Genomic DNA, 26720 nt, shown 5'->3' with positions numbered 1-26720 from the left:
TCATTATTATGTAGGTTTGATAGAAACGCTTATAATAACGATTAATACCGCTAAAGAAAAACGAGTTTACCTTGACCAATTAAAAACTATCCAGGAAAAAGAACAACAAGAATTTATAGAAAATTATACGAGTGAAGCATTTGTCAAACATCTGGATACTTTATGCAACCGCCACATTGGCTTACAATACACCGACATCGAATATCGCAATGCGCTCCGAACCCAATTACTAACCTTTAAAGCACAAATAATCAGTAAATCAAAAAAAGAAGACAATATTGACCGGAGCATTATAAATTTACTGCAAAAAGAAATTGGTATTTTTGAGAAAGATCATTATGAAGAGTATTACCAGCTTGACTCGGTAAGAGACTCACTAGCGAAATTTAGAAGTTATTTTAAATATTGTACAGAAAATAAAAATTCTTTATTCGAAAATAAAGAAACCTTAGATAAAAAATCATTGCGAATAAACGTATTGGAAGAAATTGCAACTAATGCACGACCCGGTAAAATCCTCTCAATCAAAGCCCGTTTACATGAGATCAGAGAGGAAGTTAAAGACCCCAATTTTGAACGAATTATTTTAGCCTACAAGCATCCGAATACTTTTAGTTTTGCGTATTTAAAAATCTGCTTTTTCTATTTGCTTGAAACACTTCACTTATATACGCCAACCAAAAATAAATTATTAAACAACCTTAAAGATAGCATCAATAATCGACCAAAAATTGATGATTTGGTTAACCGATTCGGCTTATTTTCTCAAGCACCCACACATAGCGATAACCAAGCCAGAACAAGGCTAAATCCGAATTTGATTGCGTCCCCTATGTATTAATTAGTTAATTTTTTTAGGAGCAGCACTTACTCATCCCAATGACGTCTCATCCTCAAAATGTTCTTCAGCAGCTTTTATTGTATGATCTCCAGCTAATAAAATGTACATTGCCGGCACAACAAAAAGGGTAAACAAGGTTCCAATTGAAATACCGGCCGCAATAACCAAACCAATATTATAACGACTCTGTGCACCAGCACCCGTAGCGATAATTAATGGTACAACACCCAAAACCATCGCCGCTGTAGTCATTAGAATAGGACGTAACCGAATTGCAGCAGCAGTGCAAATTGCATTTAATTTCTTTTGTCCTTTAGCTTGCAAATCATTAGCAAATTGCACAATTAAAATACCGTGCTTGCTGATTAAACCAATCAAAGTTACTAACCCCACTTCACTGTAAATATTAAGAGTAGCATTACCAACGCCAAGACTTACAAAAATCATTGCCCCACAAATCGACATAGGTACACTAATTAAAATAATCAACGGATCGCGAAAACTTTCAAACAAAGCAGATAACGCCAAAAAGATAAGAATCAAAGCAAAAAAGAAGGTAATAATTAATCCTGAGCCTTCTTTGATAAATTGTCTTGATTGTGCGGCGTAATCAATGTAATAACCTTGTGGTAGATTTTGTTTCGAAATCTTAGCTAAAGTAGTTAATGCTTGCTCCATAGAAACCCCAGGAAATGCAACCGCAGAAATTGTTGCAGAATTAAGCTGCTGAAAATGATTTAAAGATTCAGGAACTACCTGGCGCTCCAAGCGTGCAACAGTACTTAGTGGCACTGAATCTCCAGAGGCAGTTTTAATATAATAATTTAAAATTTGCTCTGGATTTAAACGAGTGTTACGTTGTACTTGTGGAATAACCTGATAAGAGCGGCCCATAAAGTTAAAATAATTAATGTAACCTTCACTCAGTGCTGAAGCAAACAAATTACCCATATCCAACATAGACAAACCAAATTGAGATATTTTATCTCTATCCAAATTAACTTTGGTCTGGATTTTATCGATTTTAAGATCGGGATCAATATAAGCAAAAAGACCAGAAGCACGTGCCTCATCCAATACACGTTGTAGCACACTATTTAAATTATCAAAAGTTTCTGCTGTAGTGATAACAAATTGTATTGGAAGACCACTATTACCGCCTGGTAATGAAGGCAACTGAAATGCTGCGACTTTAGCACCCGCAATAGTGTTCAGTTCATTCTGAATTAATGGTTGCAGCTGATTCGTTGTGCGATGACGTTGATCCCAAGGTTTAAAAACCATACCTACAATGGCATTATTTAATCCAGTAGAACCATCTACCTGAAAAATATGATCTGTTTCAGTGTATTTTTTAAAAATGCTGTTAACCGCATTAGAATAAAGTTGTGTTTGTGCTAATGAAGCATTGGCTGCAGCAGTCACTTGAGCAATAATGACTCCCTGATCTTCTTGCGGCGCTAATTCCGATGCTGAAGTGATAAAAAGAAAATAGTTACTTACTAGAATAATTGCTGCAAAAACGGCCACAACAGGTAAATAACGTAGAGTTTTAACCAAAGTTCGTTTATACGATTTTTCTAATTTTGTAAATAGGTTATCGATGTAAGCCATAAAACGATTTTTAGATTTATCCCCTACCTTAAGAAATTTGGAGCACATCATTGGTGATAAAGTCAAGGCAACAATAGCAGAAATTGTTACTGCGCCGACTAATGAAAAAGCGAATTCAGTAAATAACGCGCCGGTTAACCCTCCCATAAATCCAATAGGCGCATATACTGCAACTAATACAATTGTAATCGCAATAATGGGATTAGCTAACTCTCTGGCACCTAATAAAGCTGCCTTAAACTGTATTTGTCCTTCCTCAAGATGACGCTGTATGTTTTCCACAACAATAATCGCATCATCAACGACCAAACCGATCCCCAACACTAAAGCCAATAAAGTGAGTAAATTAATTGAATAACCTAAAATTAACATAATCCAAAACGCGCCAATAATGGATAATGGAATAGCGATAAGGGGGATAATTACCGAGCGAATAGAACCCAGGAAAATAAAAATTACTCCGGTCACAATCATAAACGCTTCAAGTAAAGAAAGAATTACTTCATGAATGGATGAATCAACGAATAAACTGGCATCATAAACAATACTTGCGTTTAAACCTTGAGGTAATTCAGCCTGAATGGTTGGAAATATTTGTTTAATTTCATTAATTACGGCTAAAAGATTAGCTGAAGGGGCAACAACAATTCCGATATAAACTGCAGTGCGCCCATCAAAACTAACTGCAGAATTGTAGTTTTGCGCTCCAAGATCAACTCGAGCCACATCACCTAAGTGAATAATAGCACCATTTTGTGCTTTAATAATCATTTTTTTAAATTGATTCACATCCATTAGATTAGTATTGGCAATAAAGTTTTGGATAAACATTTGTCCGTCAGTACGACCTACAGCAGAAATAAAATTATTATCTGCAAGCGCAATACCAATTTCTCCTGCAGTAATACCATAAGCAGCAAGCTTCACAGGATCTAACCAGGCACGCAAAGCAAATGTTTGATTTCCAAGTATCTGTGCATTTTGCACGCCGTTAACAGCTTGCAGTTTGGGTTGAACCACACGAATTAAATAATCAGTAATTTTATTTATAGCTAACTCATCGCTGTAAAAGCCAATGTACATAGAATCAATCGTTTGCCCAACCGTTACGGTAATTACTGGCTGCTGTGAATTTCTCGGTAACTGATTTAATACCGCACTCACTTTAGTAGTAATATCTGACAAAGCTTTTAAAGGATCATAATTAAGCAAAAGGTTAACAGTGATGGTACTCGTACCTGGTGTACTGGTGGAAGTCATGTAATCGATACCATTGGCTTGTGCTATGGAATTTTCTAAAGGGGTTGTAATAAAACCAGCGATTACATCTGGATTTGCACCCGTGTAAATGGTAGTAACGGTCACCACAGCATTTTCGGTAAATGGATATTGCATTACTGGCAATGATCCCATAGAACGCAATCCCATCGCTAAAATTATTAAACTAATTACTGTCGCCAAAACAGGCCGTTTAATGAAAATATCCGTAAACGCCATAATTACAATCCTCAATCAATTTGATTACTCACCCTAATATAAAAGACTGAACGAGACAAAAGCCTCAAAACCTCGCTTTTGAGAAGGGATGACAAGTCTTTATTTACCTTTCAATCACCTTAGGGTTGGCCTCATTACTTGGTTGTATTTGATTATTTACAACAATTCGACTGCCATTTTTAAGTTTTAGTTGACCACTAGTTACGACCACATCCCCTACATGAACTCCTTTCAAAACAGCAATCTGATCCCCACGTCTATCACCAAGGGTTACAAAAATCTGATTTACAATCAGTATGGGTTTATTATCACGGTCTTTCTTCCCTGTATCTTTAACTAAATACACAATGTCGCCATAAGGATTAAAACTAATTGCTGATTGAGGTAAAGTGATATAATTCTGTTCTGCCTCAATATCCACTTCAACATGCGAAAACATACCCGGCTTCAATTCAAAATCCGCATTGGGTAACGTTGCCTCTACTCCCACGTTTCGCGTGTTACTATCTACCAATGGTTGAATAGTAGTAATTTCGCCTACAAAGTATTTATGAGGAAAAGTATCTGTAACGACTTTAACTTTTTGTCCTATCTTAAGCTTCAACAAAAATTGTTGTGGTAAATAAAAATCGGCATAAAGAGGATCTAATGCCTGCAAGGTAGTCACCGCATCACCTACATTAAGATATTGCCCTGGGTTAATGTTGTTAATACCTAATTGTCCTGAAAAGGGAGCAATTAATGTTTTTTTCGCTACGGTTGCTAATTGTTGCTCCACCTGGGCCTGTAAATTTTTAAGGGTCCATTCATCAGTATCCACCGTTTGTTTACTGACTGCACGAACTAAAAATTGCGCCTTGTCACGCTGATAGGTAATCTTTGCCAACTCAACCTGAGCTTGTAAGGAATGTAATTGACCTAACTCAGCAGCTGCATTTAATTGCACTAAAACATCTCCTTTTTTAACAGCTGTACCAGGAGTAAAATAAATTGTTTGCACCATACCAGCCAGTTCGGTTGTTACACTCACCCCACGACGCGCACGCAAACTGCCAACAGCGCTCAAGGTAGGTTGCCACAAAGACTCTGTTGCCTTCATGGTGGATACTGTAACTGCAGGTGCTTGCGCCATTGTCAAAAATCGTTTTGTCATGATTGCTGAAAATCCCTTCCAACCAAAAATCAGCCCAAAAAGGATACTTACACCAACCAGCATAATAATCATTTGTTTTTTCAAAGAAATCTCTCTCCAAATGTTTAAGACTAATACCTCTTAATCCTTTCTTCACCGGCACTCGTTTACACACCAAGGCTTATGCCACCAACCACCACCTAGGGCTTGAAACAATGCAGCTGTATCACTGTAACGCATTGCCTGTGCCTGAATACGACTAATCAGAGCCTGTTGATATTGCTGTTGTGCATTAAGCAAATTAATGTAACTGACACCACCTAAGCGATATTGATTGAGGGTAAGTTTTAATGAAGCACGCGCAGCATTTTCCGCTCTAATTTGAGCCTGTAGGGTACGTGCATCTGTTTCTAAGGCTCTTAAAACGTCGGCTACGTTCTGGAATGCCTGCAAGACAGTTTGTTTGTATTGTGCAACAGCCTGATCGTAAGCAGCAATTGCTGCTCGCCGTTGTGCCAATAAGGCGCCCCCATGAAATATAGGCTGTGCTATCTGCGCAGCAATTGACCAAATGTTATTCGGTGCGGTAAACAAATTCGCCCATGAAGTATTAATCCAGCCCTCACTACCCGTAAGTGTAACTTGTGGTAATAGATTCGCTGTAGCCACTCCAATTTGAGCGCAAGCTGCATGTAATAACGCCTCGGAAGCACGAATATCTGGGCGCTGCCGCACCAACATTGAAGGCAAACTTACGGGTAATTCAGCGGGTAACTTTAAACGATTCAAGTCAATGGTTGGCAAAGCTCCCTCAGGGAAAGTACCCACAAGTGCAGACAATGCATGTTTCGCCACGGATAAACTTTTTTCTAACGGCGGTAATGTAGCCTTTGATTGTTGGAGTAATGTTTGTTGAGTCAACACACTTGCATTGGAAACTCCGCCCAAACGATACTGATTGTTTAAAATATCAAGAAGTCCTTGTTCTGCTTTAATTAAACGCATAGTAGCATCAATTTGTGCCTGATAAGAAGCAATACTGACAGAGGTAGTTACAATATTTGCTGTAAGGCTAAGCTGCGCAGCAATAACTTCGAATTGTTGATAGTCAACCTGCGCGCGTAAAGATTCAATCTCGCGCCGAGCACCACCAAATACATCCAAGCTATACGAAACATTAACGGCAGCGTTATAAAGGCTAAAAGTAAACGTTTCACCTGGTATGCCAATTTGTAATTGAGAAAAACGCTGTCGTTGCACACCAAACACTGCGTTAATTGCAGGCCATAATGAATTACCAATTTGTGCTTTCCAATTTTCCTGTGCTTGGCGCAAGGCTGCTGTAGCTGATGCCAAACTGGGATTATTGGCCAATCCAACTTTAATTAACTGATTCATTTGCGGGGAATGATACAATTCCCACCACATTAGAGGAATATCTTTATCAGTAAGAAAAGCTTGAGCCTCCCCCCCGGAGCCTTTTGTTGTCACGGTTTGAGCAGGTAAAGGCTGCTCCGTATATCGTTTCACCTCTGGGGCTGGAGGCGAACGAAAATTGGGACCAACCATACAGGCAGTCTGTGAAACAGAAAACAAAAATATCGTGATTAATGGGCAAAATTTAAAATAGTACATGCCCCAATCCTCTGTAAATTTATTGAGCTGATAGCGATCAATTTATCATGAATTGAGGTTTAATGTTACTTCTAACTATGAATTTTTGCTTTATCCTCTCTCCGTGAGACTCAACTATACTATTCAAAAGCCCACGGAGAAAAAAGATGATATGGCCGAATTACAGCCCCATCAGTGAAGTTATTGATATCGTTAAAAACGATTAAAATGCTCGTTGAATACCATGACCTACATGAGAAACATCTCTTCCGAAACCATTAATAGTTCCACATGCACTTAACATCCCTAGAGTTATTAAAAAAACACAAATCATCATTATTTTTTTTGCACTGTTCATGATTTCCCTCTCTTCTTGACTTTTAAAATTAAACCCTTACAAAATTATTTTAGTCTATCTTTTTTATTAATGCTAAAAAAAAGACATAATGTTTTTATAAAACCCAGTAACTTTTTTAATCAAAACATCATTTTGCCAAGCAGATCTGAACATTTATGCCTACTTAATTTAAGTAAAAAATTTTTATTTTTCCACAATGAAAAAGCAGAACCGTATATTTTTTATTGAAATATTGATAGATTAATTAACCAGTTTATAGCAAAAGGATTGAAATTTGCGTGCGCACATCATCACAAGTCTTTTTTGCGCATCAGCTTTAACTGGCTGTAAACTGCATCACATCATTCATAGTGAGACATCCCAAATTAATGCTACTGATTTAGTAGTGAAACATGTTTATAAAGTGCCTAAAAAAAATAACTTAAACAATCAGTTAACGCGCTTTAATGATCCACAATTACATCAACTTATTACAATTGCGCTAATTGATGCGCCAGACATAGGAAGTGCCAAAGCACGAGTAATGCGTGCACGACAAGTGGTCAAAGGGGCTTACTCAACACTTTGGCCCTCAGCGACTCTGGACGGTTATCTCGAAAAATACCACTTTTCCTTTCAAGGCACTGTACCGCCACCATTTAATGAACTGATATTTAACAAAGCAAGTATTGCTGATCTTGCTTTAAATTTTAATTATGAGTTGGATTTTTGGGGTAAAAACAGAGAAACTGTAGCCAGTAGATTAAACGAAACGTTTGCTGCACAAATGGATCTTGAAGAAACACGATTGATATTAAGCTCAACGGTTGCTACTACTTATTTTGAACTACAAAATGATATTATCCAGCAACAACTAGCTAAAGAAAACGTACGGATATTAAAAGAACTTGAAGATATTGTATTGGCCCGCACCAAACAGGGAATTGAATCAGATATCCCACTTAAAACAGCAATTTCAACTACTGAAGCAGCACGTTTATCGGTTCAGGATTACAAGCGTACAGAGATGCAAACACGCCATCAATTGGCCATATTACTGGGTAAAAACCCTTTTAATACTCAAATTGAGACTAAAAAATTTAATTACAATAAAAAACAACTCGTTTTACCAGCAGTAATTTCCTCTAATATACTTGTCCAAAGACCTGATATCGCCGCTTCACGTGCCTTAGCTGAAGCTGCTGCTCATCAAATCAATGTAGCCCGCGCTGCTTTTTTTCCTGACATTAATTTGAGTGGCATATTAAGCTTACAATCTTTTTATTTCTCCAGATTCTTTAATGTGTCTTTACAAACTGAGGGCATTAAAGCGGCTCTAAGTTTACCAATTTTTGACGCAGGTGCCCGCCGTGCAAACTTGGGAATAAAACAGGCTGAATTTGAACTTACGATAAATCAGTACAATCAAACTATTTTAAATGCATTGCAAGAAATTAGCGATCATATGAGCGAGCTGCAAACACTTGATAAACAAATACAGGATCAAGCTAAAGCACTAAATACTACAGAGGCCAATTACAAGCTCTACCGAGCAAGTTATAATTCCGGCATTATTGACTATGTTCAACTTCTTGAAATAAAACAAGTTTTAGTGCAACAAAAAGCTACTCTATATAGTTTGCAAACACGTCAAAAGCAAGCTTTTGTAGCTTTATTAGCGGCATTAGGTGGGGAGATAAAAATATGACAAAAAAAGAAGAACCTGTTGGTGCAACCCCAAAAACCTTACGCAAACGTAAAATTGCAATGATTATACTTGGAAGCACTTTTTTACTGCTAGGTCTACTCTGGCTTCTCTATTGGCTCATTTGGGGACAATTTGAAGAATACACCGATGATGCTTATGTGAACGGTAATATGGTGCAACTGATGCCGCAGATCCCAGGGACCGTGATTGAAATCAATACAGATGATACGCAATTAGTCAAAGAAGGCCAAGTCATTATCAAGTTAGATCCATCCGATTATACGGTAGCTTTGCAACGAGCTAAAGCGAATTTAGCACAAACCGTCCGCCAGGTTCATCAATACTTTGAACAGGTGGCTCAGGCCCAGCAAAAAGTGCATATGGATAAAGCCAATCTGGTAAAAGCCGAATTAGATCTAAAGCGTCGCCTTAGTCTGGTAGGTAACCGCGCTGTATCTCGTGAGGATATGCAGCATTTCAAAACTACAGTGGAAACAGCTCTGGCAAATTACAATGTGTCACTGCATCAATTAGATGCTGCCCGTGCACTAGTAGAAAATTCAAATCTTTATAACCACCCTGAGGTGGAAACAGCCAAAGCTAATTTTAAAAATGCCTATTTGAATCTTCAAAGAACAACGATTGTATCACCCATCACCGGTTATGTGGCAAAACGTACTATACAGCCCGGTCAACAAATATCTGTAAATTCCGTTATGTTAGCAATTATTCCGCTTCAGGATACTTGGGTTGATGCAAATTATAAAGAATCGGCGCTTGAGAACATTCGTATAAATCAACCTGTGCTCCTCTATGCAGATGCTTACCCTGACGTTACATATCATGGCACAGTAGAAGGTTTAAATGCAGGAACAGGTTCTGCATTTTCCTTATTACCTCCCCAAAACGCAACAGGAAACTGGATTAAAATAGTACAAAGACTACCCGTACGTATTCGTTTAAATGAAGAGGAACTTAGAAAAAATCCTCTACAACTAGGGTTATCCTTGCGCGTCACCGTAAATACTCATGATCGGAATGGCACAAGGATGCCAACTACTGCAGAAACTCTATTTAAATATGAAACAAGCGCTTATGCGAAACAACTTGCAAACGTAGAACCGATAATTAATGAAATATTGAAGGAAAATTCACCAGACATGTCTTTATCAAAGGCCGCATCCTAATGACCGAGTTATCTCCCCTTACTGGCAGTAGACTGGCGTTAATGACCATTTCGTTATCATTGGCTATTTTTATGAATGTCCTCGATATTTCAATTGCCAATGTGGCCATTCCTACAATTGCCGGGGATCTTGGAGTCAGCCCAGATAACGGTACCTGGGTTATTACCTCGTTTGCTGTAAGTCAAGCCATTATGTTACCGCTCACGGGATGGCTGGCACGACGCTTTGGTGAGGTACGTTTATTTTTATATTCCACTGCCTTATTTACTTTAGCATCCGTATTGTGTGGATTATCAGAAAATCTGCCCATGTTGATTTTTTTTCGTGTCATTCAAGGTGCGGTTTCAGGACCGATGATTCCTTTGTCACAAAGCATCTTACTTGCCAATTACCCCCCTGAAAAAAGAGGGATGGCAACTGGAATATGGGCTATGACAGCCGTAGTTGGACCAATATTTGGTCCAATTATGGGAGGTATCATTACTGACAATTACACGTGGCCCTGGATTTTCTACATTAATGTACCGGTTGGCATTTTTTCAGTTATTTTCACGATGATAACACTCACTGGAAGAGAAACTCCAACCGTTAAACGCCCTATAGACTATATTGGTTTGATATTATTAATCATAGGTATTGGTTGTTTACAGATTTTATTGGATAAAGGATATGATTTAGACTGGTTTCACTCAAACGTTATTGTCACATTGGGCATTACCTCTCTAATTTCACTTAGTTTTTTAGTTATTTGGCTCTTAACACAATGCGATCCAATTATTGATTTATATTTATTTAGAAATAGAAACTTTACTATTGGCGTAATTTGTCTAACAGCTGGTTTTCTTGTATATTTTTCCAATGTGGTGATTTTTCCCTTATGGTTACAGACGCAAATGGGTTATACACCCACATGGGCAGGGTTGGCCGCAGCACCTGTAGGGATTTTACCATTCCTATTAACCCCCTTTGTTGGTAATTATATGGATCGGTTTGATTTACGTATTATGATCAGTTTTGGTTTCTTTGTCTTTTTAGTCACCTCATATTGGCAATCTAATTTTTATACGGATGTAGGTTTTCTGCAATTAATCGAACCCCGTTTTATCCAGGGGTTGGGGCTTGCTTTTTTCTTTACCCCACTTATTGCAATGATTTTAGCAGAAATGCAACCCGAAAAAATGGCCAGTGCTTTAGGTCTTGCTAATTTTTTTCGTATTCTTGGAGGAAGCTTTGGAACCTCAATTAGCGTTACAATTTGGAATAATAGAGAAGCATTGCATCAAAGTCATCTTGTTGAATACATCAACAACTATAATCCATTTTCGATTCAAGCCATAGATCAATTAAAAACATTAGGTATCTCTGAGCTAAAAGCTTATGGAGTTTTATATGCTACCGTCATAAACCAAGCGTTCATGTTAGCTACTAATGATATTTTCAGACTTTCAGCCTGGGTTTTCATTCTTTTGCTCGGTCTGATTTGGCTTGCTAAGCCTACCTTTGTGAAATCTAAGGGGCCAATTGCTGCAGAATGATTGTTATGTAAACAATTCTTCTTTATAATTCCTTTTCCTTTTCAACAACAAGGAATTTCAAGTGAAAAATTGGATAATACTGGCTGCATCTAGCCTTATGGTAATGAACGCTCATGCGAATGAATTCTATTGTGGCTATAAAGATTACTTTCGTTTAAGTGACAGCTCACACCCGGCAATTTACATCGTAAGTAGTTTTAGTGATCAAGACATCTTTTTACAAATAATTGGCCCCCGCAGTTTTGTCATCAGAGACTCCTCTCAATGCCGAAGTGGTTATGCCCATGTTACAGTGGCCTATGATTTAGCCAATTGGTGTGTTCTGGACATTAAAGACGGTCCTTTAATGAATCACCCCACTGTTAGCGCCTCATGCAGCGGTATTCGTTATATTAATACTGAATATGATGGTTTTAACAGTTATTCTTATACCATTAATCTCGATTAATGGATTAACCTTTTAAAACAGGTTGATGTATCCGGTTTGGGAGCTCATAAATCGCTGTTTCGGGAATAAGTTTTTTATAGGTAAGTTGCTGAGTATTGTAGAGTGAATCAAACATTGCTGAATCAACATTTATTTTTACCCGAAGCCATTTTTTTACACTTTCAGCATTAGGCGTTTCTTTTTTTGCAATTTCTTCAGTTAAATATAACTTACGAGTATTACAGGGATAAAATTCTCGTAAGTTTTCTTCATAGCAAGCTGCATATAAAAGAAATTCTCTAACACCGTTAGAGAATAATACGGTTTTTATTTGCTCAATATTTTTCGTATTAATACTTTCATAAAAAGACCTCGCAACAATACTTCCGTGAAGAAGCTCTTCTCTTATAGTCGTGGCCTCTATAAGCGTTTTACACACACTATCTGAAAAGCATAATTTAAACCATTTCAATCGATCAGTAGCTATTTTATTATATAAAATTGAAACATAACTCACCTGTACAAGTGACTTTACGTCTAAAAATTGCAAAATATAGGCAATAACCTCATTAGGTAGATTCATAATGGAGTCTTAGTTAAATTTTCCAAAAATTATACATTACATGGCGGCGTATTACACTGGGTTGCTTCCAAACGTTTTGGATTATCGAGATTAGTGAAGCTTATGATTTTCAAAGCAATTATTTGGGGGATCACCTTATGATCAGAATTAATATTTAATTCAATCTTAGCGCAAACATGCATTAAAGGCTGATTGATTTCTGACGTTATTTGTTCAGGGTCAGGTTCTTTAGCTAAGACACCTAAGCCATTATTAACCCAGACTTCTCCATCAACAAACAGAGCATGAACCATAGACTCATAAAAGAAAATAATTTTTCCATTTTCAAGAGTCCAATTCTGTTCTAAGCTGGTGGTCTTAAGTAGCGCTGAGCCCATCTGTGAAGTAAACGCCCCTGACGCTATTAATAAATCTAAAAAACGGTTATTGTCTTGTCCACCCTTCATCTCAAGCCAGTATTTTATTGATTTTTTTTCATCTAACGAATAATTTGTCGCAACAACTAGATAATTTAATAAATCGGTCACTTCATCTTCAGTTTGACCTATCATGCCACGAATACTGATATTTCGTTGAAAATCAGTATAAGCCTTTTGTGGTTCATATTGGGAACTTGCTAATTTCATCCGGTCTGCCTGCCATTCACCAACTGCTTGGTTCATAACTTGTCCCTTGACAACAGGGTATTCGTAAACCCAAACTTCAGGAGACTTTTTAAGTTTTAATCTATTTTTTGCATTTTTTTCAAACTGTAAACGATTTATAACCAAATCACTTAAAGTTTTATGAATGAGTCCAAACACTGAATAGTCTTTTGAAGTTATTGCTTGATGAGGATTTTTTTGTGAAAAAGAAAGAGATTTTAATTGTCGTTCGTGTTCAGGAAGGATGGTTTCTTTGTTCTTGCTTAGAGCATCAGCCATAAGTATTTCTGTATGCTGAAAGAAAAAAGATTTTTTTGTAATTTCAATCGTTTCAATATAATGAAGCGCCTCATGTATTTTGGCAATATTAACATTCCCATTAGGATGCATACCTTGTTTAAGAATTGACTTAATAAAGCATAAATGCTGTATTATTTCTTTACTATAGTTACCTGTAGATATTTTCTCTTCTATAGAGTCAATGAGTGCATCAATTGCAACTTTCATAGTTCACACCTATATTCTGTAAATTAATAAGTCATTTTATCAAGCAAATATTAATAAAATATTAACAAAGTGACTATAAAAAATTAGTTTTTATCAATTTTCGTGGCAATTAGAGTAAAGAACGATCAATACGTATTCAATAAATACTAATTTGTGATTTTGAAAAAATGATGGTTGAATCAAGATTCACTATCGAGCGCCCAATAGAGTATCGCAAGGTTCGGCTCTATACTCCCGAGCCTGTAATGTATACTTTAAAGAGGGCTGTCATTACTGAAAAAATCAGTGTTTCTCATGTTTTTAAGGGTACTCAAAGCCTCCTTGGATTTTAGTATTAAGAAGATGTAAATTTTTTAGGTGTACCTAAGTCAAAAGACCACCCCCCTCCCAAAGCCTTAATGAGTTGTACGCTAGCAATTTGGCGGCGTGTACGCACATTCACCAAAGCAAGCTCAGACTGTAATGCTGTGTTTTCAACTACAACCACCTGGAGAAAAGTTACCAAGCCTCCTGTATATCGATATTGTTCTTGCTTCCAGGATCGTAGTGCTGCATGGGTAGCTGCACTTTGCGTCACCTGCTCCTTATCAAGTTGTTTTATGGCAATAAGATTATCTTCTACATCTTGAAAAGCGGTTAAGACAGTTTGTCGGTAAAATGCTACTGTTGCATAATAATCTGCTTTTGCCTTATTTAATAAACTACGTAATCGTCCTCCATCAAACACAGTTACTTCAGCTATAGGCTGAACAAGAGTTAATAAACTAAAAGGGCCAAGAGACCAAAAAAGACTGGGCTTAGAAATTAAATTTGCTAAAGATTTGCTTTCAAATCCCCCGACAGCCGTTAAAGTAATTTGCGGAAAAAATGCTGCTCGTGCTACGCCAATATTTGCATTAGCCGCTTGCACACGCAACTCCGCAGCAACAATATCCGGTCTACGTTGCAAAAGAGTTGACGGCATGTTAGGCATAATAGAAAGGTAATGTTTAGGTAATTTGCCTGGACGCAAAGAAAAATTAGAGGGAATTTCACCAACTAGAACTGCAATTGCATGTTCCAATTGAGCTCTTTTTAAACGTATATCTGCAGCCATTGTTTTCGCATTTTCTAGTTGTGTTTCTGCTTCATCTACATCAGCTACAGGTGCCGCGCCACCAGTAAAGCGTTTTTTTGTTAAATAAAGGGCTTTTTGATAAGCAACTACAGTAGCATCAAGAATACGTTGTTGCTCATCACTTCCTCTTAAAGCAAAATAATCACTAGCAAGTTCAGCATGCAAACTTAAATGAGTAGTAGCAACATCAGCCGCACTGGCTTTGGCAAGACGATCAGTGGCAACTACCTCATTCCGGACTGCTCCCCAGGCATCTACCTCGTAACTCACGTAACCACCCACTAAGAACTGATTGTAAATAAACGAGTTCCCCGGATTAGCCACGGTACGTGGATTTTGTTGCCTATCTGCATTAAATAAAGCTTGGATGGTTGGGAAAAAATACGAGCGTGCTACTTGTGCCTGTGCGAATGCCTCCTGATAATGAGCATAAGCCACTCTTAAATCCTGATTTGCTAAAGTGAGTTTTTCCTCCAAATCATTTAATACAGGATCATGAAATGCCTGCCACCAGGCATCCGGAGGAACAAGCTGTGGCTCAACTTTAACCGGAATCCATGTTCCTATTTCTTTAAAATGCTCAGGAATGGGCATGAATGGGCGCTCATAAGTTGGTGCCAAAGAGCAGCCTATTAAAGTAATTACGAATAGTCCAAGGATAATCCGTTTTTTCATGAAATCACTCGTACTACTTCTCCATTCGTAATGGAATCAGATGGATTAATCACGATACGATCGCCTGGGATAATTCCAGTTGCAATTTCAACCGTAGTACCAAAATCACGATTGATAGTAATGTCTTTCAAGATTATTTTATTGTCTTTATCTACAGTAGCTACTTGCAAACCTTGAGCACGAAAAAGTAAAGTATTAACAGGTATACGAACAGTCTGTGGTGGAAGAGGGAATGAAAACCATACTTCCGTATAACCACCAGGCAATAATTCACCATTCTTATTTTCGGCAATAAATTGAGCCAATAAAGTTCGTGTTGTCGGATCTATAGCATTTGCAGTGTCTAATAATTTTGCGGCAAACTTCTGACGAGGATGTTCAGCAAAATGCAAACTTACAGCCATGTTCGGTGTAACACGGGAAGAATAATTCTGAGGTACTTTCACATAAATACGTAAAGGATCAATTTGCGCAATGCGAAACATAGGTTTTGCAGTAGTACTACTACCCGCATTAATCAGTGCTCCAATATCCGTTGCCCTAGCGGTAATTATGCCATCAAATGGAGCAATAACCCGCTCAAAACCTACCAGCTCATTTAGGCGATCCAGATTTGCTTTAGCTGCAATCACTGTAGCTTGCAATGCCTCAGCGGCACTCGTTTTTTCATCCGTTTCCTGTTTAGAAACCGAATCAGTTTTTAATAAATTAAGCCAACGCTTTGCCGTGGATTGAGCTAATTTATTATTCGCGATCGCTGTATTTAAATCAGCTGCCACCTGCCGTGCTTGGGCATCGAGTTCTGGTGTTTCAATTTCAGCAAGTAAATCACCTTCTCTGACATGACTGCCTATATCGACATACCATTGTTTAACATATCCATTCGTACGCGCATAAATAGGCGCCTCATGCCAAGCCCAGACATTTCCGGGTAAAATGATTTTATCCGCTCCGCGCTCCTGTTTTGCGACTATTGTAGCAACTCTCGTAACCGCAGCAAGCTGGGTACTCTTGCGTAAAGCAATCGCTGCTTGAACACGTACCACAATTATTACAAGCACAATCATTAAGAAAATACAAATAGTGACCACATAACGACGATATCGTTTATCTGTAACATGTACTGCAAATTTTTTAAACATGTTCATTCCTTTGCTTCGTCTTCTTTTGCAATTTCCAATCATGAATAATATAAAAAACAGAAGGCACAAAAAATAGAGTTGCAATTGTGGCAAAAGACAAACCACCGATGACAGCTCTGCCCAATGGCGCATTTTGCTCACCACCATCGCCCAAACCTAAGGCCATAGGCAGCATGCCAATAATCATAGCCGATGCAGTCATTAATACTGGCCGCAAACGTGATCTCCCTGCTTCAAGCGCTGCGACAAAGGGATTTGGCGTATGCACAATATGATCTCTGGCAAAACTAATAATCAAAATACTGTTTGCAGTTGCCACCCCCATACACATAATCGCTCCAGTCAAAGCAGGTACACTTAAGGTGGTATGAGTTAAAAACAACATCCAGGCTATCCCGGCAAGTGCTGCAGGTAATGCAGTAATAATAATAAAGGGATCGGTCCATGATTGAAAATTAATAACAATCAATAAGTAGACTAAAAGTATAGAAAAAGCCAAACCCCAATATAAGCCAGTGAATGCATGCTGCTGGGTGTCAATCTGCCCACGTATAGCTATAGAAGAACCTTTGGGTAGATCTTTTTTAGTTTCATAAATTATCTTTTTAATATCTTTGGCTACAGCACCTAAGTCTCTATCCTGTATCGAAGCAAAAATATCAATCACTGGCTGCACATTATAATGGGACTCTACAACTGCCGTCCAAGCGCGAGTAACCTTACTCACCGCTCCTAAAATTTGCAGCTGGCTGGGTAATGTTAAACTCCCAATTGGGAGATTCTGCAAAGCCTGCAATGAATCCATTACATATTGCGGCGCTTGCACAACTAAAGGATAAGAAACCCCATTTTTTGGATCGATCCAAAAGGTAGGAGCTGTTTGAAAACTACCTGACAATGAAATTAATAAATCTGAAGCAATATCAAATTGGGTAAAACCCAATTCACGAGCAAGGCTTCGATCGACATCAACAAAGAGTAGCGGGTAATTATCTGCTTGCCGTGTACGCACATCAGCAAGGCCTGGTACTTGCTTTAATTTGGTCATTAGTTTATTCGCAAAAAGATTATTTTCTTCTTGTTTTAAGCCAATAACCTGTATGTTAATTGGTGAAGGCAAACCAAAGTTAATAATTTGATTGACAATATCCGCGGGTAAAAACGCTAGGGAAACTGAGGGAAACTTGTTGCTTAACACGGCTCTTAATTTACGAACATAATCACGACTGGGACTATGTTTTTCATTCAAGGCAATTAAAATATCTGCATCCTCAGGACCCACTGTTGCCGAATTACTGTAGGATAAGTTAATACCGCTCACGGGTAACCCAATATTATCGACAATGGTATCAAGCTCAACAGCAGGAATCTCCTGACGAATTACTGTCTCAATATTCGCTACAAGCCGTGCAGTTTCCTCAACACGGGTACCAGTGGGCGCACGTATATGTAATTTAATTTGACCTGCATCAACATTAGGAAAAAAATCAGAACCCAGCCAGGGCCATAATAATAATAATGAAATAAAGACAAATACCAAAAAACAGGGAATAAAAATCTTTGCATTCTGCATTGTGGAAGACAATAAATCACAATAGCTTTGGCGCAAGTTATTGAATTTTTTCTCAAATGATTCATGTAAACGAACAAATCGATTGGTACTTACAGTCTTATTTCCAGAAAGATCATGTTTATGTAATAAATACTTGGCCAAAGTGGCAACGAGCGTACGGGATAAAATATACGACATGAGCATCGCAAAAACTACTGCTTCAGCCATCGGCACGAACAAATACTGAGCCACACCACCTAAAAAAAACATGGGTACGAAAACAATACAGATACATAAGGTAGATACCAACGCAGGAATCGCAATTTGCTTGGCCCCGTCAAGAATGGCCTGTTCTATTTCTTTGCCTTGTTCCAAATTCCAATTAATATTTTCAATCGCAACGGTTGCATCATCCACCAAAATACCCACAGCAAGTGCTAATCCGCCCAGAGTCATGATATTAATCGTTTCCCCCAGTGCAGAAAGAATAGTGAGGGATGCGATGATTGATAAAGGAATGGAGAAAGTAATAATAAAAGTACTACGTAAACTTCCTAGAAAAAGTAAAATCATTAATCCCGTTAATGCTGCAGCAATAACACCTTCTACAATAACCCCCTGAATGGCTGCAGTAACAAAAATGGATTGATCAGCAAAGTTAGATAAATTAAGCCCCTGAGGAAGAATCTCCTTAATCTTAGGTAATAAGGCTTTAACCCGATTAATAATGTCCAAAGTAGATGCACCACCGGTTTTTTGAATAGACATCATTACCGCTCTTTGTCCATCTACTCGCACAATATTAGTCTGAGGTGCAAACCCATCTCTAACATGGGCTACATCACGAATATACAAAACGCGACCAGGCGTCGTTTTCACTGGTAAATCATTTAACTCCTCGACCGTAAGAGGACTGCCATTGAGTTTAACAATATATTCATACTCCCCAATTTTTTGCGTCCCCGCCGGAATAATAAGATTTTGCGCATCAATAGCAGCATTAATTTCCTGTGCTGAAACACCATAGGTTTGCATGGCTTGCGGATCAAGATCTACTTGAATTTGGCGTGTTTTGCCTCCGTAAGCAAAGGGAATCGATGCCCCTTGCACCGTTGCAAGTTGAGTACGAAGAAAATTATTAGCCTCATCATTTAAATTCTGCTCTGGAATAGTCGCACTAGATAGAACTAATTGTAAAATAGGTACCGTAGATGCCTTATAACTTAAAATTAATGGAGGCAAAGATCCAGGCGGCAAATTTTTTAAAATGGTTTGGGATATTGCTGTAACCTGACTCAAAGCAATGCCAATACTCACTCCAGAATGGAAAAATAATTTGGTAATACTGACCCCAATTAATGATTCGGATTCCATGTGTTCAATATCATTCACTGTAGTTGTTACCGCACGCTCAAAAACACTGGTAATTCGATTAGCCATATCGCCAGGAGCCAGACCGGTGTATGTCCATACGACACTAACTACTGGAATATTAATATCTGGAAAAATATCAGTGGGAGTACGCATTATTGTTAAAGGCCCGATGATAAGAAGCATAAGGGCTAATACAATAAACGTGTAAGGTCGCGAAAGAGCAATCCATACAATCCACATAGCAAACTATCCATGTTACCAAAGTTTAGAGAACAAATAACTATAACAACAAAATGCCTTTATAATAAAGCATTTGGCTAATTTAATTAATGTCTGAAAAAACCGAAGTAAAGATACAAGCATATGAGGATTTGAACATTGAATCGATAAAACACTTCATCTCAATAGTAGCGCTGCGAAAAATGTTTACTCCAGATCAACCACCTGAGAACAATAAGCAAATCCCAGAAAACCTTGGGCATGTGCGTCAGGCAACTCCCCATCATTGTAATGATAAAGCCACATTTTTGCTTTAATTTCAGGAGCAAGCGAAATCAATTGATCAAAATGGGCATGTACACCACTGGGCATTGTCAAGGTTTCACAATCATGAAAGATAATGGTTGCCTGTTGGTAATATTTTTCAAAAGCATCTGGAATAAATTGAGTATCAGTAGTAATAAAAAAATGTTTTCCCTGAGAAACAATATCAAGACCATAGCTTGGCATGAGTTTGCCATTTGAATGAAAGTGAACCGTTTTAATCATATTTAATTGCAGCCCTTCCCACTCATACATTTGGCTGCTTGCCAGTCGATGTACCAAAAAATAATCGTCCAGAGTTGCTTCTTGATCGTCCAGGGTTTTTAAGCCGCCGCTTAACGAATGATCCCAAAGCAGCTGCGCTAATTCTTCATGAAGAATTAATTGAGGCCGACCAGATTGACAAACAAATTTTCGTTGTAAAGCAAACCATTCCAAACCGCCAATATGATCTGCGTGTAAGTGACTAATAAAAATCGTGTCTATATCTTTGGGTAAATAGTTAGCATGTGTTAATGAAAAACGAATATCCGTTCCACAATCAATTAACAATTTTTTACCATTATCAGAAAGAAGTAGCATATTGGATTGAAAATTCGTTGGATCCGTCCCCAATCCACTTGCAGCCCCTAAAAATAATAATTTCATTAATTATGTCCTATTATTACTGCACTTTCTAAATAAAAATAAACAATTTTTCACCTAAAGAATAGCATTTAAAATTGGCTAATAAAAATAGCTATTTTATTTTATAAATAAGCTATTCTTTTATATTAAGACCAATTATTTAAATTTAATAAATAAAAGGGAACTATGAAGAATATTTATCGTCAAAACACGGGGGGGCTTAACTGTTTTTTCTTCTTCCTAGCAGTGACTCTTATTAGCCTGCTTGTTTGTTTATTTAAATTAAAACACATTGCCGATTTAGAAATAAAGAATGAGAGTGAATATCATAAGGCTTATACGATTGCCGAAAAACTTCGTCAAAATGTTAATAATTTAACAACACTGTCTCGTCTTTATATAAGTACCGGCGATAAAAAATACCGTGACTATTATAATCATATTTTGGCAATACGTGATGGAGACGCCCCTCGCCCTGAAAAATTTTATGAATCTTATTGGGATTTGATGATTGGTAAAAAAACCGACCAGAATTACATCGAGCCAAAATCTTTGTCAGAAATAATATTGGAACAAAATTTTTCATTAAAAGAACTTTCCTTACTTCTTGAAGCAGAAAATAAAAGTAAACAATTGACACAAATTGAAATAAAAGCCATGAATATGGCCGAAAAAAATAAGAAGGGAACCAATACTCATCTCGCGCACCAAATACTAGTTAATGATCATTATATGGAAGAAAAAGCGAATACATTGAGGCCTGTACGCCAATTTCTTGCTGAAATAGAAAATAAAACGAAACAAAACCACAAAAAACTTGATGCAAAGAGTTTTCGAATTATTATTATAGCACTGCCATTGGCCATTTTATCTACACTATTCATGCTTTTTTCTATATTTCAAGCTTTAACATCATTATCTAGGGCGAAGGAAGCAAATGATTTACTCCTATTAAATATTTTACCGGAATCCATTGTCCAGCGTTTAAAATCAGGAGAAGAAGACATTGCTGACGAATTTCATCAAACCAGCGTGATGTTTGCAGATATTATTAATTTCACCAAATTAACCGAAAACTTAGGTGCAAAGAAAACGGTTACTATTTTAAATCAATTGTTCGCAGAATTTGATAATCTTACTGGACAATATCACATAGAAAAAGTAAAAACTATTGGTGATAACTACATGGCAGTGGCCGGAATCCCTGTACAAACCTCAGAACATGCCATTAATATTGCTGACTATGCTCTGGCTATCTTGACAAAAATGCACTCTTTTAATGAAACTCACCAGTTGGCGCTCCAATTCCGCATTGGCATAACCTATGGTTATGTCATTGCTGGTGTAGTTGGCCATAAAAAATTTCTATATGATGTTTGGGGTAATGTTGTGAATCTTGCCAGCCGATTAGAAAAGTGTGCCTTGCCAAATACAATACTTATCTCCGAAAAAATGGCCTTTATGCTTGAAGAAAAATACCTTGTTGAGCCTTATGCAACGCTGACTATGAAAGGATTTGGAGCAATGAAAACTTTTTTCCTACTTGGTAAAAAAGAAGAATAACACGACTAAACGGTGGAGCAAACCATGTGTTAATTTTGCCCTATCTTTATAATAAATTCTTAAGATAGATACTGTCTTTTTTACCATTAATGACAACGTGAACATATTCCATAAATATTTAACGCATGATCCGTCATCTTAAAATGGGCACGTTCAGCAATTGTTTTTTGTCTCTGCTCAATAATTTCATCAACAAACTCTTCAATCCAGCCACACTGGACACACACTAAATGGTCATGATGCGTACCATGACTCAATTCAAACACGGAATAACCACCTTCAAAATTATGACGGGAAACTAGTCCTGCACTTTCAAACTGAGTTAAAACTCGATACACAGTAGCCAAACCTATATCTTCTCCCGATTTTAATAACGTCTTATATATATCTTCCGCGCTTAAGTGATGGTTACGAGACTGTTCAAGAATATGTAATACCTTTAAACGTGGCAATGTAATTTTTAATCCAGCATTTTTTAATTGCTTGCTTTCTTCCATTAGTGCTCCTAGGCATAATCCTGAATTTAAGTTCTCGGTTGCAGAAATGAGTTAATTTTCGCTCAAGATGGCAAAATGTCAATAAACATCTAAGTTTTGCAGGTGTCTTTCAATAAATGACATGCTATTATGACGAATTTTTTCATGGTAGGCAAAAAAAATGCGAATAATAATTTTTCTTCTTATAATCTCACTTCCCTTTACTCTGACCCAATGTACTTCCTTAGATTTTGCTCGCAGAGTTGCGCAACAAGGTAATTTAATTTCAAAAACAAAGGTTGATCGGTTAAAAATAGGTATGAGCAAAAATGATGTTGCCATTTTGATGGGAACTAGTTTGTTAAGCCCTACATTTAATAATGATCGCTGGGATTATGCTTACACCTGGCGCAGAGGTCATGGAAATATCATTATAATTACTGTAAGCCTCTATTTTTCTAAGGGAACTCTAAGACAAATTGAGCGCAATCCCTAAGAACTACAGCGTTTTTCATTAGTGGGCCTTACCCACTAATGAAAAGACAACATAACAAGTCAGTGATTATTTTTGCAAACGGGCCCTCTGCCTTCTTGTTTCTTTAGGATCTAAAAGCAAACCTCTATATAGTTCTATACGATCCCCATCCTTAAGTACTGTATCCAAGGAGACCTGCTTTGCATAAATTCCCACGGGCATGTTTTTTGTTTCAGGATGAGAATTGTAGATCCCGGATGCGGTTATTGCATCCATCACGGTAGAACCTAGCTGCAGATCCACAGTCAACTGCACTGTTTTGCGTTCCGAAGTAATGTATACTAATTCAATCTTTACCATACATCGCCTGTGCTCTATCGCAAAAAGAATCGACCATTTTATCTGTTACTTGCTCAAATACAGGCCCAAGAAGCATAGAAAATACTCGTCCTGCAAATTCAAATTCTAAATCAAAAGAAATTTTGCACCCCTCTTCGACCTTATCAAAACGCCAAAAACCTTCTAAATGACTAAATGGACCATCAACTAGGCGAATTTCGATCATCTTATTTGCCTGAAGACGATTACGGGTGGTAAACGATTTGCTCATGCCCGCAGCGCCAATAACCAAAGTAGCTTGAACCTCGTCATCATCGCGATGATGTACCACACTTTCAGCACAATAAGGTAAAAACTCACAATAATTTTCTACTTCATTAACCAAACGAAACATTTGCTCGCAGGTGTAAGTCACTGTTCTTGATTTTTTTACTATAGTCATTCCACTCTCCCAAAAACTTGATGACTAAGCCAATAGCTCAGCTCTTTAATTTCTTCCATACACACCGAATGCTCCATAGGATATTGATGGGTGGAAAGCTGTACATAACCATTGTTTAATAACCATGCTTTGGTCATTTCGACCCATTTAGGCAAAACGAGCTGATCAAATTGTCCTGCGCCTATAAAGATTGGGGTCTCTTTATCCAGTTTAGGCCGGCGATGATCTGCTAAAGGTAAGTAACCAGATAAAGCAATAATACCACCTAACCGAGCGGTAGTTTGTAAAGCCGTATGCAATGCCATAGCCGCTCCTTGGGAAAAACCAGCTAAAAAAATCTGTTCATAGGTAAAACCATCATTTAATTGTTCATCCATTACCTTGCGAATAATTAATTCTGACTGTTCAATTCCTGATTTATCCTGACGATCACTCACCTCGAAACCGGTAATATCATACCAAGCTGACATTAACATGCCATTATTGAGCGTCACTTGGCGCATTGGTGCATTAATAAACACATGTCGTAAAGCCACATCTCCCATACTCAACTGATCAGACAAATTGAGCATATCTGAAGCATCAGCACCTAATCCATGCATCCAAATAACACATGCCTGTGCTGGAGCTCGAGACTCTTTCATATAAACACTCAAAACAATCCCCTTTAATACAAAATGCAAATTATCCCCAATGCATCAATACAGTGCAAGTTATACCCCGTTTCATTTTTATAGATATCTTTAGAGTTTCGCCAAAAATAAAACCTTTGAATTATAATTTAAATATTATTGATAAACATTAATGTGCTATTATATTTAGCTCAGAATAGTGAATTGATCTCTGTCTGAGTAGAACTCGAACTCAATTTACTGGCTATTCAATGAAATACATTCAACTGCCCTTAATTACACTGCTGGTCCTCTTTATTTTATTTGGCTGCGGCCAAAAAGGACCACTTTATTTGCCTCAAGCAGATAAAGTTAATTTAAAAAACAATATAAAATCTAATTAATGAAACAATAATGAGTATAAAATTTACAAAAATGCATGGATTGGGTAATGATTTCATGGTAATTGATGGCATCAACCAAAACATTAACCTTAAACCAGAACAAATAGCCAATCTGGCTCAACGTAATACAGGCATAGGCTTTGATCAACTCTTGCTGATTGAACCCGCTTCGCATAATAGCATCGATTTTAATTACCGTATTTTTAATGCGAATGGACAAGAAGTTGGGCAATGTGGCAACGGTGCGCGTTGCCTGGCACTATTTGCAAAACATTATGGTTTAACTGATAAAAACTACCTAAAGGTAGCAACTAAAACCACACAAATGAGTTTGTATATTAATCCTGATAATACTGTTCGTGTGGATATGGGCATTCCAGAACTAAATCCCATTAATATCCCTTTTATAGCACAACAACAAGCAATCGAATATCAATTAGAATTGCAACAGGATAAAAAAACAACCCTACACACAATCAGCATAGGAAATCCTCATGCAGTTTTATTAGTTCAAAATGTAGAAACTGCCCCGGTAACTACCTTGGGACAAGAAATTAGTTTCCATCCCCGCTTTCCTGAACAAACAAATGTTGGCTTTATGCAAATTATTAATTTCCACCACATTAAATTACGTGTTTATGAACGTGGCTGCGGTGAGACATTGGCCTGTGGTAGCGGTGCCGTGGCTGCTGCCGCAATTGGACGATTGTATCACCATCTTGAAAAACAGGTAACTGTCACTTTACCTGGAGGTGATTTAATTATTAATTGGCCTGAATTTGATCAAAAAATCACTTTGACTGGTCCTGCCGTCTTTGTTTATGAAGGAGTCATTTTTTCTTCTTTTTATGAATAAAAAATTAACAGTTGCATTTCATTTTGGTGTAAGCGGGTAAAACATTGTTGGCTACAATGGTGCATAAAAGCTATACTCCATTTGTTTGGCGCAGCTGGGATGTTTGGCAGGATGTTGAGACACTAGCGAGTTCAAGGATGAGCTCAAATCAATGGCGCTCTAATAATTGTTGATTACAAATTGCATTATGCTGTTCTCCATTTTTTCCGAAATCCTGTTTATCCAAACGTATTTCAGATAATCATCAACTTATTACTTTCTTGCATAATATTGGACAAACTCTCACTCTTCGACTGCTTAGAGGGACTCCAAAAAAACATCAAACGATTTATTAACTAATACATGACAATAGTAATTGTCGTCCTCATCGTCGCACCCAGAAAATGACCATGCTAGTTCACCATGAAGCAATTGCCATACTTCTACTATATCATTCACCCATATAAGATAAAAAGCACTGAGTCCCAAACTATCATCAGCAAAAGGTAAGCAATCTTTTGTTAATTCGTCCCTAAAGTTTCGAATCACTTGCCAAATGTGATAATTATTCTTTTCTTCATTAGTAACTCGAAAGAAAAAGCCAATTTTACACATGCGTCCCTCAACATCCTCAAAGCAGTTAAGCTTAAGTAGACCTTCATTAAAATGGCGACAAATTTCTTTATATAACTCAGGTAAAGGATGGCCGATATAATTTTGTACTGCTTCAATTTCTTCTTCAGTAGCTGGAAGTTCTAAACGATCAAACTGCAAATGATTTAAACTAAAGGGATGTTTTTTTCTTTCCTCTAGCATCTTTAAGCGAACACGTTCATAACGCTTTTCGTCATTCATTATTTTTTCCTTAATCTTATTAATACAAACCTATGATAATTTTTCATTTCCCAAGTACCAACAC

22 protein-coding genes and 2 pseudogenes are annotated in these 26720 nt (G+C 37.5%); 9 read left to right on the top strand and 15 right to left on the bottom strand.

All coding sequences use genetic code 11. The features are described 5' to 3' along the window. Positions 1-841 (top strand): annotated as a pseudogene (locus tag WA877_RS06655) (SdhA); the annotation flags it as partial. Between the two features lie 30 nt (positions 842-871). Here the strand turns inward: WA877_RS06655 and WA877_RS06650 are convergent. From WA877_RS06650 to WA877_RS06635, 4 genes are all read right to left on the bottom strand, one after another. Next, on the bottom strand, positions 872-3952 hold the full coding sequence (locus WA877_RS06650; RefSeq protein ID WP_425170137.1) for an efflux RND transporter permease subunit: 3081 nt from the start codon (positions 3950-3952) through the stop codon (positions 872-874). Positions 3953-4055: 103 nt separating this feature from the next. Further along, positions 4056-5177, bottom strand: a complete 1122-nt coding sequence (locus tag WA877_RS06645; protein WP_425170139.1) for an efflux RND transporter periplasmic adaptor subunit — start codon at positions 5175-5177, stop codon at positions 4056-4058. Positions 5178-5237: 60 nt separating this feature from the next. Beyond that, positions 5238-6719: an efflux transporter outer membrane subunit gene (locus tag WA877_RS06640; RefSeq protein WP_425170136.1), complete on the bottom strand. Its 1482-nt coding sequence runs from the start codon at positions 6717-6719 to the stop codon at positions 5238-5240. Positions 6720-6921: 202 nt separating this feature from the next. Then, on the bottom strand, positions 6922-7056 hold the full coding sequence (locus WA877_RS06635) for an entericidin A/B family lipoprotein (protein WP_425170135.1): 135 nt from the start codon (positions 7054-7056) through the stop codon (positions 6922-6924). A gap of 274 nt (positions 7057-7330) precedes the next feature. Here WA877_RS06635 and WA877_RS06630 point away from each other — a divergent pair, with 274 nt between their 5' ends. From WA877_RS06630 to WA877_RS06615, 4 genes are all read left to right on the top strand, one after another. Next, complete coding sequence (locus WA877_RS06630; RefSeq protein ID WP_425170134.1) at positions 7331-8743, top strand: efflux transporter outer membrane subunit; 1413 nt, start codon at positions 7331-7333, stop codon at positions 8741-8743. Next, positions 8740-9930, top strand: coding sequence for an efflux RND transporter periplasmic adaptor subunit (locus WA877_RS06625; protein WP_425170133.1), 1191 nt, complete (start codon positions 8740-8742; stop codon positions 9928-9930). Before WA877_RS06630 ends, WA877_RS06625 begins: the two co-directional genes overlap by 4 nt. Beyond that, positions 9930-11465 (top strand): DHA2 family efflux MFS transporter permease subunit, encoded by a 1536-nt coding sequence (locus tag WA877_RS06620; RefSeq protein WP_425170132.1) that lies wholly within the window; start codon positions 9930-9932, stop codon positions 11463-11465. Before WA877_RS06625 ends, WA877_RS06620 begins: the two co-directional genes overlap by 1 nt. Positions 11466-11526: 61 nt before the next feature. Continuing rightward, positions 11527-11913: a hypothetical protein gene (locus WA877_RS06615; protein WP_425170131.1), complete on the top strand. Its 387-nt coding sequence runs from the start codon at positions 11527-11529 to the stop codon at positions 11911-11913. A 4-nt stretch (positions 11914-11917) separates the two neighbouring features. On the opposite strand, the gene WA877_RS06610 is transcribed toward WA877_RS06615, so the two are convergent. From WA877_RS06610 to WA877_RS06585, 6 genes are all read right to left on the bottom strand, one after another. Beyond that, positions 11918-12475, bottom strand: a complete 558-nt coding sequence (locus WA877_RS06610; protein ID WP_425170130.1) for an F-box-like domain-containing protein — start codon at positions 12473-12475, stop codon at positions 11918-11920. 29 nt (positions 12476-12504) lie between these two features. Continuing rightward, a complete protein-coding gene (locus WA877_RS06605; protein WP_425170129.1) occupies positions 12505-13626 on the bottom strand; it encodes a hypothetical protein in 1122 nt (373 codons plus the stop codon). A gap of 334 nt (positions 13627-13960) precedes the next feature. Then, positions 13961-15418 carry an efflux transporter outer membrane subunit gene (locus tag WA877_RS06600; protein ID WP_425170128.1) on the bottom strand — a complete coding sequence of 486 codons (1458 nt, stop codon included), beginning with the start codon at positions 15416-15418 and terminating at the stop codon, positions 13961-13963. Continuing rightward, positions 15415-16560 (bottom strand): efflux RND transporter periplasmic adaptor subunit, encoded by a 1146-nt coding sequence (locus tag WA877_RS06595; protein ID WP_425170127.1) that lies wholly within the window; start codon positions 16558-16560, stop codon positions 15415-15417. The genes WA877_RS06600 and WA877_RS06595 overlap by 4 nt, the downstream gene beginning before the upstream one ends. Next, positions 16553-19726, bottom strand: a complete 3174-nt coding sequence (locus WA877_RS06590; protein WP_425170126.1) for an efflux RND transporter permease subunit — start codon at positions 19724-19726, stop codon at positions 16553-16555. Before WA877_RS06590 ends, WA877_RS06595 begins: the two co-directional genes overlap by 8 nt. 186 nt (positions 19727-19912) lie before the next feature. Beyond that, positions 19913-20677, bottom strand: coding sequence for an MBL fold metallo-hydrolase (locus WA877_RS06585; RefSeq protein WP_425170125.1), 765 nt, complete (start codon positions 20675-20677; stop codon positions 19913-19915). A gap of 165 nt (positions 20678-20842) precedes the next feature. Here WA877_RS06585 and WA877_RS06580 point away from each other — a divergent pair, with 165 nt between their 5' ends. Beyond that, entirely contained in the window at positions 20843-22219 is a 1377-nt protein-coding gene (locus WA877_RS06580; RefSeq protein ID WP_425170124.1) for an adenylate/guanylate cyclase domain-containing protein, read from the top strand. Between the two features lie 86 nt (positions 22220-22305). On the opposite strand, the gene fur is transcribed toward WA877_RS06580, so the two are convergent. After that, complete coding sequence (gene fur / locus WA877_RS06575; protein WP_425170123.1) at positions 22306-22716, bottom strand: ferric iron uptake transcriptional regulator; 411 nt, start codon at positions 22714-22716, stop codon at positions 22306-22308. A 129-nt stretch (positions 22717-22845) separates the two neighbouring features. Here fur and WA877_RS06570 point away from each other — a divergent pair. Continuing rightward, a pseudogene (locus WA877_RS06570) lies at positions 22846-23191 on the top strand (outer membrane protein assembly factor BamE). 66 nt (positions 23192-23257) lie between these two features. On the opposite strand, the gene WA877_RS06565 reads toward WA877_RS06570, so the two are convergent. Genes WA877_RS06565 through WA877_RS06555 form a run of 3 tightly spaced genes read right to left on the bottom strand, consistent with a single transcriptional unit; the run spans position 23258 to position 24595 of the window. Beyond that, complete coding sequence (locus WA877_RS06565) at positions 23258-23530, bottom strand: RnfH family protein (RefSeq protein ID WP_425170122.1); 273 nt, start codon at positions 23528-23530, stop codon at positions 23258-23260. After that, complete coding sequence (locus tag WA877_RS06560) at positions 23517-23951, bottom strand: type II toxin-antitoxin system RatA family toxin (RefSeq protein ID WP_425170121.1); 435 nt, start codon at positions 23949-23951, stop codon at positions 23517-23519. The genes WA877_RS06565 and WA877_RS06560 overlap by 14 nt, the downstream gene beginning before the upstream one ends. Continuing rightward, positions 23948-24595 (bottom strand): alpha/beta hydrolase, encoded by a 648-nt coding sequence (locus WA877_RS06555; protein ID WP_425170138.1) that lies wholly within the window; start codon positions 24593-24595, stop codon positions 23948-23950. The genes WA877_RS06560 and WA877_RS06555 overlap by 4 nt, the downstream gene beginning before the upstream one ends. A gap of 239 nt (positions 24596-24834) precedes the next feature. On the opposite strand from WA877_RS06555, the gene lptM reads away from it, so the two are divergent. Then, a complete protein-coding gene (lptM, locus tag WA877_RS06550) occupies positions 24835-24966 on the top strand; it encodes an LPS translocon maturation chaperone LptM (protein WP_425170120.1) in 132 nt (43 codons plus the stop codon). A gap of 10 nt (positions 24967-24976) precedes the next feature. Further along, a complete protein-coding gene (gene dapF, locus WA877_RS06545) occupies positions 24977-25822 on the top strand; it encodes a diaminopimelate epimerase (RefSeq protein ID WP_425170119.1) in 846 nt (281 codons plus the stop codon). 297 nt (positions 25823-26119) lie between these two features. Here the strand turns inward: dapF and WA877_RS06540 are convergent, their stop codons facing one another. Further along, complete coding sequence (locus WA877_RS06540) at positions 26120-26656, bottom strand: SMI1/KNR4 family protein (RefSeq protein WP_425170118.1); 537 nt, start codon at positions 26654-26656, stop codon at positions 26120-26122. Positions 26657-26720 lie beyond the last annotated feature (64 nt).

This window comes from Legionella sp. (genome assembly GCF_049790535.1).
GTDB lineage: Bacteria > Pseudomonadota > Gammaproteobacteria > Legionellales > Legionellaceae > Legionella.
The sequence above is the reverse complement of the archived record's forward strand: the minus strand, read 5'-3'. Positions and strand labels throughout refer to the sequence as shown.

Coding starts and splice junctions, on each gene's coding strand:
- WA877_RS06625 (WP_425170133.1), top strand. CDS start 8,740: ATGACAAAAAAAGAAGAACCTGTTGGTGCAACCCCAAAAACCTTACGC.
- WA877_RS06565 (WP_425170122.1), bottom strand. CDS start 23,530: ATGGTAAAGATTGAATTAGTATACATTACTTCGGAACGCAAAACAGTG.
- WA877_RS06620 (WP_425170132.1), top strand. CDS start 9,930: ATGACCGAGTTATCTCCCCTTACTGGCAGTAGACTGGCGTTAATGACC.
- dapF (WP_425170119.1), top strand. CDS start 24,977: ATGAGTATAAAATTTACAAAAATGCATGGATTGGGTAATGATTTCATG.
- WA877_RS06635 (WP_425170135.1), bottom strand. CDS start 7,056: ATGAACAGTGCAAAAAAAATAATGATGATTTGTGTTTTTTTAATAACT.
- lptM (WP_425170120.1), top strand. CDS start 24,835: ATGAAATACATTCAACTGCCCTTAATTACACTGCTGGTCCTCTTTATT.
- WA877_RS06585 (WP_425170125.1), bottom strand. CDS start 20,677: ATGAAATTATTATTTTTAGGGGCTGCAAGTGGATTGGGGACGGATCCA.
- WA877_RS06640 (WP_425170136.1), bottom strand. CDS start 6,719: ATGTACTATTTTAAATTTTGCCCATTAATCACGATATTTTTGTTTTCT.
- WA877_RS06560 (WP_425170121.1), bottom strand. CDS start 23,951: ATGACTATAGTAAAAAAATCAAGAACAGTGACTTACACCTGCGAGCAA.
- WA877_RS06555 (WP_425170138.1), bottom strand. CDS start 24,595: ATGAAAGAGTCTCGAGCTCCAGCACAGGCATGTGTTATTTGGATGCAT.
- WA877_RS06540 (WP_425170118.1), bottom strand. CDS start 26,656: ATGAATGACGAAAAGCGTTATGAACGTGTTCGCTTAAAGATGCTAGAG.
- WA877_RS06595 (WP_425170127.1), bottom strand. CDS start 16,560: ATGTTTAAAAAATTTGCAGTACATGTTACAGATAAACGATATCGTCGT.
- WA877_RS06600 (WP_425170128.1), bottom strand. CDS start 15,418: ATGAAAAAACGGATTATCCTTGGACTATTCGTAATTACTTTAATAGGC.
- WA877_RS06590 (WP_425170126.1), bottom strand. CDS start 19,726: ATGTGGATTGTATGGATTGCTCTTTCGCGACCTTACACGTTTATTGTA.
- WA877_RS06645 (WP_425170139.1), bottom strand. CDS start 5,177: ATGATTATTATGCTGGTTGGTGTAAGTATCCTTTTTGGGCTGATTTTT.
- WA877_RS06650 (WP_425170137.1), bottom strand. CDS start 3,952: ATGGCGTTTACGGATATTTTCATTAAACGGCCTGTTTTGGCGACAGTA.
- WA877_RS06580 (WP_425170124.1), top strand. CDS start 20,843: ATGAAGAATATTTATCGTCAAAACACGGGGGGGCTTAACTGTTTTTTC.
- fur (WP_425170123.1), bottom strand. CDS start 22,716: ATGGAAGAAAGCAAGCAATTAAAAAATGCTGGATTAAAAATTACATTG.
- WA877_RS06610 (WP_425170130.1), bottom strand. CDS start 12,475: ATGAATCTACCTAATGAGGTTATTGCCTATATTTTGCAATTTTTAGAC.
- WA877_RS06605 (WP_425170129.1), bottom strand. CDS start 13,626: ATGAAAGTTGCAATTGATGCACTCATTGACTCTATAGAAGAGAAAATA.